Source organism: Devosia sp., from assembly GCF_030689745.1.
GTDB lineage: Bacteria > Pseudomonadota > Alphaproteobacteria > Rhizobiales > Devosiaceae > Devosia > Devosia alba.
This window is the reverse complement of record NZ_JAUYGL010000093.1, coordinates 1-10,149: the sequence shown is the minus strand read 5'-3', so window position 1 is coordinate 10,149 and position 10,149 is coordinate 1. Positions and strand designations below refer to the sequence as shown.

Sequence of the window (10,149 nt, the reverse complement as noted above, 5' to 3'; positions counted from 1 at the left end):
TGGGGGTGATGAGCGCCGAGGCCTTCCGCACGCGCTTCAAGGGTTCGGGGCCGGTGTTTTACCTGATCATCCTCGGCATGATGGTGCCGGGCGTGCTGGTGGGGCTGGGCATGGCGCTGCTGTCGAACCAGTTCGGCATCGATCGCGCCTGGTGGGGCACCTCGTTCGTGCTGCACGTGGTCTACACCTTCCCATTCGCCTTCCTGATCATGCTGGCGATCTTCAACCGCTTTGATCGCACCATCGAAGAGGCATCGCTGTCGCTGGGCGTATCGCCGGCGCAAACCTTCCGGCGGGTCACCTTCCCGCTCATCTTCCCGGGCGTTCTGTCGGCGATGATGTTCTCGTTCACGCTGTCCTATGATGAGTTCTCGCGCACTCTGTTCACATCGGGGCGCGACCTGACGCTCCCGCTCTCGATCTACGGCACTTTTGCCGTGGAAATTCACCCCAATATCTTCGCCTTCGGGGTGCTGACCACGCTGTTCTCCTTCGCACTGTTGCTGATCTACGCGATCCTGATGGGCCGCTCCGTCAGCAAGGGCCGATCCTTCAAGGGCCAGGAGGAAGCGATATGAGGGCGGCAATTGTCACCGGCGCCGGGTCCGGAATTGGGGCAGCAATCGCCATGCGTCTCGCCGCCGATGGCTATGCCGTGGCAGCCGTCGATCTCGATCGCGCATCGGCGGAGGCGGTGGTGGCGACCATCACCGCAGCGGGTGGCACCGCCAGCGCGTACCAATGTGACGTGTCGGACGCTGGCAGCGTGGCGGCGATGGCCGGGGCAGCACGTGCCGAACTGGGCGCGCCCGAGCTGGTGGTCAACAATGCCGGTCATGCCGACCAGGCAGCCTTCATGCAGATCACGCCCTCCGCATTCGACCGCATGTTCGCGGTGCATGTGCGTGGCACCTTCCTCGTCACCCAGGCGTTCCTGCCGGCCATGCTGGAACGGCAGCGGGGCGTGGTGATCAACATGGCATCGCAATTGGGTCAGATCGGCGGTGTCGAGCTGGTGCATTACGCGGGAGCCAAGGGCGCCATCATCGCCATGACCAAGTCGCTGGCGCGCGAAGTCGCCGCCAAAGGGGTGCGGGTCAATGCGATAGCGCCAGGACCAATCAATACGCCACTCGTGGCCGCCCTCTCGGAGGACTGGAAGATTGCCAAGGCCGCCGGCCTGCCGCTCGGCCGGTTCGGCGAGCCGTTGGAAATTGCCGGGGTGGTGTCCTTCCTCGCTTCGGACGATGCCGCCCTGTTTGCCGGCCAGACCCTGGGGCCCAATTCGGGCGACGTGATGCTGTGAGCAGCGTGGAGATGACTGAGATGACTATCGAACGGCGCGTGGTTCTAGTGACTGGCGGGGGTATCGGCATTGGCCGGGCCAGCTGTGAAGGCTTTGGCCGGGCAGGCGACCACGTCGTGGTGACCGACGTGCTCGAAGCGCAAGGCAAGGCCGTCGCCCAATCGATCGTCGATGCCGGCGGAAGCGCCCAATTCGTCGCGCTCAATGTGCGCTCGACCGAACAGGCCGACGCGGTGATGGCCGACATCATGGCGCGGCTGGGCCGCATCGACGTGATCGTCGCCAATGCGGGCATCGCCCATCGGGTGCCTCTGGCGGCGCTGACCGACGAAAAGTGGGACGAAACCTTCGACATCGATCTCAAGGGCATGTTCCGGGTGATCCGCCCGGCGCTGGACGCCATGCGCGCGGCGCAATCGGGCTCGATTGTCTGCCTCTCCTCGATCATGGGCGTGGCCTATGGCTGGGATGAGCACGTGCATTATTCCGCCGCCAAATCCGGCGTGGTCGGGCTGGTGCGCGGGCTAGCGGTGGAGCTGGCGAGCGCAGGCATTCGCGTCAACGGCGTGGCCCCCGGCTATATCCGCACCGCCCAATTGCTGTCTGCCGAGAACTCGCTGGGGCCCGACGCGGCCGAGCTGGCCTCGCCATACATTCCGATGCAGCGCCTCGGCGAGCCCGACGAGATCGCGTCGGTCATTCAATTTCTAGCTTCATCTGCGGCGTCCTACCTCACCGGGCAGGTGCTGACAGTCGATGGCGGCCTGTTGGTCGGCCGATACTGACCAATAAAAAAAGGGATGGGAACGACAATGAATAACAAATTCAATGTATCGCGGCGAGGGTTGCTCAAGGGCGGCGCCGGTTTGGGCGCGCTGGCTCTGGGTGGCATGCCGTTTTCGTGGCAGGCTTTTGCGCAGGAGCTGTCGAGCCAGCAACTGCGCACCACGGGCCTTGCAACCACGGTGCAGGACCGTATTCTCGAAATGTTCAAGGCCGAGAGTGGCGTCAGTTCCGTCTCCGGTACACCGTCGACCTTTCCCGACGCGCAGACCCGCATTTTGTCTGGTTCGGGCGATTATGACTGCTGGGAAATCATTGGCGAACGTCTGCCGGCATTGATCGCCACCGACAATGTCGAGCCGATCCCAGTTGCCAGCCTGCCCAACTGGGCCGGCATTCGTGACACCTTCACCGCTGCCAATCCAAAATGGGATCGCAGCGCGCAGATCGTCGGACAGATCTGGGCCGATGAGGCGCAGACCGAGCTCTACATGGTCCCCGCCGTCTATAACTACGACTCCATCGGCTATAACCCTGACGTCGTCAGCGACGAGGAAGCCAATACCTGGACCGCGCTGTTCGATCCCAAGTGGAAGGGCCGTTCGGGGCTGAACGTCGATCCGCTGATTGCTTTCGGGCAGGCGATTTTGGCGATGAACTCGCTGGGCCTGATGGAAGCCAAGAACCCGGGCAATGCTACGCGGGGCGAGATCGAAGAAGCCGCCAAGTTCCTGATCTCCAAAAAGAAGGATGGCCAGTTCCGGGCGCTTTGGGGCGATTTCGGTGAACTGGTCAACCTGATGGCATCGGGCGAAATGGTAGTATGCGATGCCTGGCAGCCGGCCGTCATGGCGGTCAAGGCGCAGGGCAAGCCCGCCAAATACGCCACGCCCAAAGAAGGCACCCGCGGCTGGGCCATCGGGCCGTCGCTGCTTAAGGGCTCGCCCAACCGCGAGGCCGTGATCGCCTATGCCAATTTCTGGCTGTCGGGTCCCCCGGCAATCGCGGTGACCGAGCAGGGCTATTATTCGCCCTCGACCGCGATCAAGGGCGCGATGAGCCCCGAGAAATACGCCTTCTGGTACGAGGGCAAGCCCTGGGTCGGCGCCGCCGAGAACGGCATCAAGGAAGGCGATCTGCGCGATGGCGGCTCGCTCGAACAGCGCGGCGCCAACGTCGCCTACTGGCATCAGTGGCCGGACGAATATGACTACCTGATCGAACGTTGGGACGAATTCCTCAACGCCTAGTCGCTCATTCGCAATCTCGGCTTCCGGCGGTGCGCCGCCGGAAGCCTGGGCTCAAAAGGATTGACCAATGAACGATCTTGAACTGCTCGGCGTGGGCAAGACCTACCGCGATGGCACCATTGCCGTCGCCAATTTCGACCTGCAGGTAAAGCCGGGTGAATTCGTCGCCTTCCTCGGGCCGTCGGGCTGTGGGAAATCGACCACGCTGCGCATGATCGCCGGGTTCGAGGACATCACCCATGGCCGTATCCTGATCAAGGGCAAGGATGTGTCGCGCACTCCACCCGAGGCGCGTCCCACCTCGATGATCTTTCAGAATTACGCGCTGTTTCCGCATATGAGCGTGCGCGAAAACGTCGCCTTCGGCCTCGACATCAAGCGCATGGATCGCCGCCAGCGCGATAACAAGGTCGACCGAATTCTCGACATGTTTGGCCTGAGTGCTTATGCTGATCGCAAGGCGAACAACCTCTCCGGCGGTCAGCGTCAGCGCATCGCCCTGGCGCGGGGGCTGGTGGTCGAGCCGCAAATTCTCCTGCTCGATGAGCCGCTCGGGGCGCTCGACGCCAATTTGCGTCGGATCATCCAGAACGAACTCAAGCTTTTGCAGCGCGAGCTGGGCATCACCTTCGTCTTCGTGACCCACGCGCAGTCTGAGGCTTTGGGCCTGTCGGATCGCGTCGTGGTGATGAGCAATGGCGTAGTCGAACAGATCAGCACGCCGCGTGATCTCTACAACCGTCCCTCGACTGCCTTTGTCGCGCAGTTTATCGGCTCCAATGCGATCTTTGCCGGGTCGGGCTTCAAAGCTGGCTTGGGCAGTGACGGTTCCATTGAGACACCGCTGGGGCGCATCACCGGCACTTTGGGCGCGGCAATCGGGGACGGGCAGGGTGTATTGGCCGTCATACCGGCCGAGGCGATCCAGATTGAGGCAGAGACCGCCGCTTCCAATGACAATTCAGGCAATCCGCGCCTGTCCGGTGAAATCGCTGCCCGCCAGATCGTCGGCAGCATCGGTCACTTCCGCATCAATCTGTCATCGGGTGCACAGATCGCGATCGAGGCGCATGTGAACCGACCGGGTATCGCCGCGTTGGAAAAGGGCAATCGCGTCGCCATTTCGCTGCCGGAAGAGAAGGTCACCCTGGTGCCGGCAGCGCGCTAACCAAAAAAGCATCGGGACCCGAGTGGTCCTTCCAATTTGTAAGGAGAAATTGTTGTGGCGAAAGAAATTCTGGTAGGGTTTGGCGTCGACGTTGATGCGGTGGCCGGCTGGCTGGGCTCCTACGGCGGTGAGGACAGCCCCGACGATATCTCGCGCGGCATGTTTGCCGGCGAAGTCGGCTCGCCCCGCCTGCTCAAGCTGTTCGAGCGCATGGGCATCAAGACGACCTGGTTCATTCCCGGGCACTCGGTAGAAACCTTCCCAGTGCAGATGAAGGCTGTTGCCGGCGCCGGCCACGAAATCGGCATCCATGGCTATAGCCACGAAAATCCTATCGCCATGACCCGCGAGCAGGAAGAGGCGGTGCTGGACAAGTCCATCGCGCTGATTACCGAACTGTGTGGCAAGCGCCCCACCGGCTATGTGGCGCCGTGGTGGGAATTCTCCAACGTCACCAACGAGCTGCTGCTCGAACGCGGCATCAAGTACGATCACTCGCTGATGCACAACGATTTCACCCCGTATTATGTGCGTGTTGGCGATAGCTGGACCAAGATCGACTATTCCGGCCGCCCCGAGGACTGGATGAAGCCGCTGGTGCGTGGCACCGAAACCGAGCTCATCGAAATCCCTGCCAACTGGTATCTCGACGATTTGCCGCCGATGATGTTCATCAAGACGGCGCCGAACAGCCACGGTTTCGTCAATCCGCGCGACATCGAGCAAATGTGGCGCGACCAGTTCGATTGGGTCTATCGGGAGATGGACTATGCGGTGTTTCCGATGACCATCCATCCCGACGTGGCCGGTCGGCCGCAGGTTCTGCTGATGCTGGAGCGCCTTTTCGAATACATCAAGGGCCACGAAGGCGTTCGGTTCGTCACCATGAACGAGATGGCTGACGACTTCGCAAAACGCTTTCCGCGTAAATAACCGAGATGCGGCGGGTCGGCTGCGTGGCCCGCTTGAGGAAGGAAAGAGACCATGTGTTCGCTGTGCGGAATTTTAGGGTGCGACGATCACTGGTCGAGTGCGGTGGCGCGTGACGGTGTGTATTCCCGCAATGGAGACCGCCTGTCGCGCCGCCGTGAGGCTGCGCACCGCGAACACATGGTCAACTGCATCCTGGCGCTCCGCCGGCTGCGGCTTGCCGACTGGCGGGGCAGGGCATATGTGCTGAGCACGGCGACGGGGAAGGTGCGGATTTTTGACAGTCTCTCCCATCTCTGGCCCGAAGCCGAGGCCTTGTCTGGAGGGTCGTTCGATCCGCTCGATCCAGAGCTTTTGGCGCGGCTGCAGGCGCAATCATGACGGAATTTGATAGCAACGCACCTACCACGATCAATCTGCTGACGGGATTTTTGGGGTCGGGCAAGACCACGCTGCTGCAGCGGCTGCTCCATGATCCCGAGCTTGCCGGCGCCGCCGTGCTCATCAACGAATTCGGCGAGGTTGGGCTGGATCATCACCTGCTTGACCGCATCGATTCCAATGTCGTGCTGATGAAATCGGGGTGCCTGTGTTGCACGGTTCGCGGCGAGATCGCCGATGCCTTGCTGAACCTGCATTCGTTGCGCACGCGCGGCGAGGTGCCGTGGTTTCACCGGATTATCATCGAGACCACCGGGCTGGCCGATCCCTATCCGGTTCTGTCCACGATCCGCGCGCATCCGGTGCTGCGCAGCCATTTTTCGGCGGGCAATGTCGTGGCGACGCTGGACGCGGTGAACGGGCACGCCCAACTCGCGACCCGCCAGGAGGCGCTGCATCAAGTGGCCGCTGCCGATTCGATCATCCTGACAAAAACCGATCTTGCGACGGCCGATGCCGTCAACGACCTCAAGGCCATGGTGCGCGCCATCAACCCGACCGCCACCGTGCTGGACGCCGCGACCGCCGGTGCGGGGATCATTGTCGATCTCAGTCTTGCGCCTGAGCGGCTCCTGCCGGCGGAATTTTTGTCTGGTAGCCAAGGCGGGATCAGCGCTCACACCCAAAGCGTGCAATCATTTTCCATTGTGACGGACCGCGAGATTGACTGGACGGTGTTCGGCATCTGGTTGACGATGCTGCTGCACAAGCATGGAGATAAGGTGCTGCGGGTCAAGGGAATTTTGAATATCGGCGAAGCCAAGCCGGTCGCCGTGCATGGGGTGCAACGCCTAGTGCATCCGCCCGTGCACATGTCCGGCTGGCCGGACGGCGACCGTCGGTCGAAGCTGGTTTTCATCATGCAGGATCTTGATCCGGCGCTGGTGCGCAGATCGTTTGAGGTTTTCCACGCGGGATCACGGGCGTCCGAAATGCAGGCGGTGGCGATCGGATGAACGATCACTCGATGGTTCCCGCGCCCGCAGTCATCCGTTCGCATGACAAGACTGTCTTGCGCGTGCTGTGCACCGAGATTATCCCGGTGCAGCAATTGCGCGCCCGCGCCAAACAGGACCTGGGTTATGAGGTGGTGTTCGAGCAGCACGACTTCGTCACTGCCCAGCGCATTGCCGCTACTGAACCCGATCGCTACGACATTTACGATCAGTGCTTCCATAACCTCGATATTGTCTGGCACTGGCGGGCCATCCAGCCGATCGACCTCGCCCGGATCGAAGCCTGGGATGATGTCTCCGATCTGACCAAGAAGGGTGGCGTCAACGCCGAGGCCCGGATCGGCCTTGGCGACGCGCCGGTCACGCGGCTCTATGTGCAACCCGACCACTCCCTGTCCTCATCTCCATCGGGCAGCATCTCCATGCTGCCTACGGTGCACAATTTCGATTGTTTCGCGGTCAATCAGGACGCGACCGGGGCCGATGTTGATCGCGACATGACGTCCTGGGCCGAATTGCTGAATCCGCGCTGGAATGGCGGCGTTGGCATCGTTGACGAACCAGCCATCGGAATCTTCGACTTGGCATTGGCGTTTCGCGCCACCGGTCAGATGCGGTTCAACGATATCGGCAATATGAGCGTCACCGAGATCGACCAATTGATCGAGTTAGCGATCGATCTGCGCGCCAGCGGTCATTTTACCGCGTTCTGGCGCACCAGCGACGAGGCCAGCGACCACGTTCGCGCCCACGAAATGCTGATCGGCAGCATGTGGTCCCCCAGCGTCATTGCGCTAAAGGCCAGCGGCATCCGCATGCGCCAAGCCGTCCCCGTCGAGGGCTATCGGGCCTGGCATGGCGGGCTATGTCTGGCGCGGCATCTGTCCGGCCATCGCCTCGACCAGGCCTATGGCTATCTAAATTGGTATTTGTCCGGCTGGCCGGGTGCCATCATGGCGCGGCAGGGCTACTACATGTCCGTACCCGCCCGGGTGCGCGATCATCTGCAGCCCGAGGAATGGGACTATTGGTACGGCGGCAAGGAAGCCAGCATGCCACTGCCCGACGTCAACGGGGCGATGGCGATCCGGCCCGGTGATATTCGTTCCGGCGGGGCTTATTGGAGCCGCGCCGCCCATATCGCGCTGTGGAACACCACCATGGACGAACACAATTATCTGGTGCGCCGCTGGGGCGAACTGGTGAGCGGCAGCGACCAGCGCAACAGCCGCGGACGGAGACAGTTGAAATGAAGCGGGTCGTCATCGTCTCCACCGGGGGAACCATCGCCTCGGGCAAAACCAGCGACCACTCTGTCATCGCCGACCGAAACGGCGCGACGTTGATTGCCACTTTGCAGGATCCGCTGGATGGAATCGCCCTTGAAGTCGATGATTTCAGATCGGTTGGGAGCTATGCGCTTGACCTGCCGACGGTGCACCAGCTTGTCGGTGTGGTTCGTGCCCATCTGGCGCGGGCCGACTGCGATGGCGTTGTCGTCACGCACGGCACCGACACCATGGAAGAGACAGCTTTTGTTTGCGACCTGTTGATCGCTAGCGACAAGCCTGTTGTCTTCACCGGCGCCCAGCGCCACGCTGACATGCCCAACACCGACGGGCCACGCAACATTGCCGACGCCGTGCGCGTCGCTGCTGCGCCGATTGCGTGCGGGCTTGGCACGGTCGTGGTCTTTGAAGGCGATATTCACGCCGCATGCTCGGTCAGCAAGACCCACACCTCGCGTGTCGATACATTCCGATCCGCTGGCTATGGGAAGCTGGGCGAGGTGGACAACGCCGTCGTTCATATCGGGCGGCGTCCGCAAAGACGGGTCTTTGCGGATATGGGCCTTGTCGAAGGCGTAGAATTGATCAAGCCCGGCCTCGGCTCAACCACCGCTTATCTCGATTTCTGCGCCAGCAGCGGCGTTCCCGGGGTGGTCATCGAAGCCTTCGGGCGCGGCAATGCCCCACGCGGCTATGCCGGTGCGGTGTCGCGACTGGTCAATGGCGGCTCCCACGTGGTGATCGCCTCTCGTTGTGCGGAGGGCAGAACGCTGTCGGTCTATGGTGGCGACAGTGGCGCGACAACTCTGGGGGCCGCCGGCGCCATATTTGCCGGAGAACTCCCTGCTATCAAGGCCCGATTGCTTCTTTCCGTTCTAATGGCTGCAGGCGCAGACAAAAACGCAATCGTTCGAGCATTTGCTCGGTTCTAGATAGATACTGACGGCTTCTCTATCGCGGTTTGTGTCAAGGGTCGCGCGACGTCATCTGCCGCCGCGAGGCGGCATTGCTGGACTCGCAAGAGCGCTGTCGAGCGGCGGGTGTATAGGGTCAGGCTTGCTGTTTGGCATGAGGTCGTACCACACGGGGTTCGCGCTTCTCTTCGGGGTCGGCGCTGTGACCGCCCCACGATGGGGTAAGAAAAAGCGGAGTGGATCAATCTTTTGGGCGCCCTTGCCAGTTGGCAGGGCTGCCGCCAGTGCGATCTCACACCACCTTCGTCCCCGTGAGGACCTCTTTCCTGCCGAGGCAGATCCGGTAAAGCTCCTGTATAGGGGTAATCAGGCGGTCGTTGCGGCGGGTTCGCTGCCCCAGCGGAAGTCTGTGCCGTCGGTCCACATCCTGTGCAGGATCACCGCCAGGCGGCGGGCCACGGCGACTATGGCACGCCGCTGGCCACGCCGCTGCGCAACCCTCATGCCCCACGCTTTCAGCCACGACCACTTACCGCGCTGGGTGAGCAGAACCTGCGGGGCCTCGTACAGCATCGTGCGCAGCATGGTGTCGCCGGACTTTGAGATGCCGCCATCATAGTCGATTTCACCCGACTGGTGACGACGAGGCGTCAACCCGACATGAGCACCCACCGCCCTCGAATGAACAAAGCGCTGCGGCCGCTTTCCTTGCTCTATTTCAAATTCTTGTTCGAGCTGTTCAAGGATTTGGGTGACGAGTTGGACGAGGAGCGCATCGTCAAATCGGCGACCGGCATACGCGACACGGCTGTGTGGAAAAAGCTCTTTAAGTTCCAGCGCGACGGTGTGGTGGGTGCCATCGATAAGCTTGAGTGCATTGGCGGCTGCATCATCGCGGACAGTGTAGGTCTGGGCAAGACCTTCGAGGCGTTGGCAGTGATCAAGTAATACGAACTGCGCAATGACCGCGTTCTCGTCCTTTGCCCAAAACGCTTGCGCGACAACTGGACGCTATACAAATCCAATGACAACCGGAATGTCCTGGCCGGAGACCGGCTTAACTACGACGTGCTGAACCATACCGATTTGTCCCGTGAAGGTGGCATGTCAGG

At 61.7% G+C, this 10,149-nt stretch carries 11 protein-coding genes and 1 pseudogene; 11 read left to right on the top strand and 1 reads right to left on the bottom strand.

Annotation, left to right across the window (positions count from 1 at the left end; translation table 11 throughout):
- The 10 genes from Q8O80_RS08120 to Q8O80_RS08075 form a co-directional block, all read left to right on the top strand.
- On the top strand, positions 1-578 hold a 578-nt coding region (locus tag Q8O80_RS08120), incomplete at its 5' end, for an ABC transporter permease (protein ID WP_305578780.1).
- A complete protein-coding gene (locus tag Q8O80_RS08115) occupies positions 575-1,306 on the top strand; it encodes an SDR family NAD(P)-dependent oxidoreductase (RefSeq protein ID WP_305578778.1) in 732 nt (243 codons plus the stop codon). The genes Q8O80_RS08120 and Q8O80_RS08115, both read left to right, overlap by 4 nt.
- Positions 1,307-1,317: 11 nt before the next feature.
- Positions 1,318-2,091: an SDR family NAD(P)-dependent oxidoreductase gene (locus tag Q8O80_RS08110; RefSeq protein ID WP_305578776.1), complete on the top strand. Its 774-nt coding sequence runs from the start codon at positions 1,318-1,320 to the stop codon at positions 2,089-2,091.
- 27 nt (positions 2,092-2,118) lie between these two features.
- Positions 2,119-3,339: a PotD/PotF family extracellular solute-binding protein gene (locus Q8O80_RS08105; protein WP_305578774.1), complete on the top strand. Its 1,221-nt coding sequence runs from the start codon at positions 2,119-2,121 to the stop codon at positions 3,337-3,339.
- Positions 3,340-3,406: 67 nt separating this feature from the next.
- Positions 3,407-4,507 (top strand): ABC transporter ATP-binding protein, encoded by a 1,101-nt coding sequence (locus Q8O80_RS08100; protein WP_305578772.1) that lies wholly within the window; start codon positions 3,407-3,409, stop codon positions 4,505-4,507.
- 54 nt (positions 4,508-4,561) lie between these two features.
- Entirely contained in the window at positions 4,562-5,440 is an 879-nt protein-coding gene (locus Q8O80_RS08095) for a polysaccharide deacetylase (RefSeq protein ID WP_305578770.1), read from the top strand.
- Between the two features lie 51 nt (positions 5,441-5,491).
- Positions 5,492-5,818, top strand: a complete 327-nt coding sequence (locus Q8O80_RS08090) for a hypothetical protein (protein ID WP_305578768.1) — start codon at positions 5,492-5,494, stop codon at positions 5,816-5,818.
- Complete coding sequence (locus tag Q8O80_RS08085) at positions 5,815-6,834, top strand: GTP-binding protein (RefSeq protein WP_305578766.1); 1,020 nt, start codon at positions 5,815-5,817, stop codon at positions 6,832-6,834. Before Q8O80_RS08090 ends, Q8O80_RS08085 begins: the two co-directional genes overlap by 4 nt.
- Positions 6,831-8,087, top strand: a complete 1,257-nt coding sequence (locus tag Q8O80_RS08080; protein WP_305578764.1) for a PotD/PotF family extracellular solute-binding protein — start codon at positions 6,831-6,833, stop codon at positions 8,085-8,087. The genes Q8O80_RS08085 and Q8O80_RS08080 overlap by 4 nt, the downstream gene beginning before the upstream one ends.
- Positions 8,084-9,055, top strand: coding sequence for an asparaginase (locus tag Q8O80_RS08075; RefSeq protein WP_305578762.1), 972 nt, complete (start codon positions 8,084-8,086; stop codon positions 9,053-9,055). The genes Q8O80_RS08080 and Q8O80_RS08075 overlap by 4 nt, the downstream gene beginning before the upstream one ends.
- Before the next feature lie 348 nt (positions 9,056-9,403).
- Here the strand turns inward: Q8O80_RS08075 and Q8O80_RS08070 are convergent.
- Positions 9,404-9,736 (bottom strand): annotated as a pseudogene (locus Q8O80_RS08070) (transposase); the annotation flags it as partial.
- On the opposite strand from Q8O80_RS08070, the gene Q8O80_RS08065 reads away from it, so the two are divergent.
- Positions 9,698-9,985 (top strand): hypothetical protein, encoded by a 288-nt coding sequence (locus Q8O80_RS08065; RefSeq protein WP_305578760.1) that lies wholly within the window; start codon positions 9,698-9,700, stop codon positions 9,983-9,985. The pseudogene Q8O80_RS08070 and the gene Q8O80_RS08065 sit on opposite strands and share 39 nt — an antisense overlap.
- The last annotated feature ends 164 nt before the right edge of the window (positions 9,986-10,149 follow it).

Bases quoted from the DNA above. Each gene is read 5' to 3' on its own strand.
- Q8O80_RS08115 (WP_305578778.1), top strand. From the start codon at position 575: ATGAGGGCGGCAATTGTCACCGGCGCCGGGTCCGGAATTGGGGCAGCA.
- Q8O80_RS08110 (WP_305578776.1), top strand. From the start codon at position 1,318: ATGACTGAGATGACTATCGAACGGCGCGTGGTTCTAGTGACTGGCGGG.
- Q8O80_RS08105 (WP_305578774.1), top strand. From the start codon at position 2,119: ATGAATAACAAATTCAATGTATCGCGGCGAGGGTTGCTCAAGGGCGGC.
- Q8O80_RS08100 (WP_305578772.1), top strand. From the start codon at position 3,407: ATGAACGATCTTGAACTGCTCGGCGTGGGCAAGACCTACCGCGATGGC.
- Q8O80_RS08090 (WP_305578768.1), top strand. From the start codon at position 5,492: ATGTGTTCGCTGTGCGGAATTTTAGGGTGCGACGATCACTGGTCGAGT.
- Q8O80_RS08085 (WP_305578766.1), top strand. From the start codon at position 5,815: ATGACGGAATTTGATAGCAACGCACCTACCACGATCAATCTGCTGACG.
- Q8O80_RS08080 (WP_305578764.1), top strand. From the start codon at position 6,831: ATGAACGATCACTCGATGGTTCCCGCGCCCGCAGTCATCCGTTCGCAT.
- Q8O80_RS08075 (WP_305578762.1), top strand. From the start codon at position 8,084: ATGAAGCGGGTCGTCATCGTCTCCACCGGGGGAACCATCGCCTCGGGC.
- Q8O80_RS08065 (WP_305578760.1), top strand. From the start codon at position 9,698: ATGAGCACCCACCGCCCTCGAATGAACAAAGCGCTGCGGCCGCTTTCC.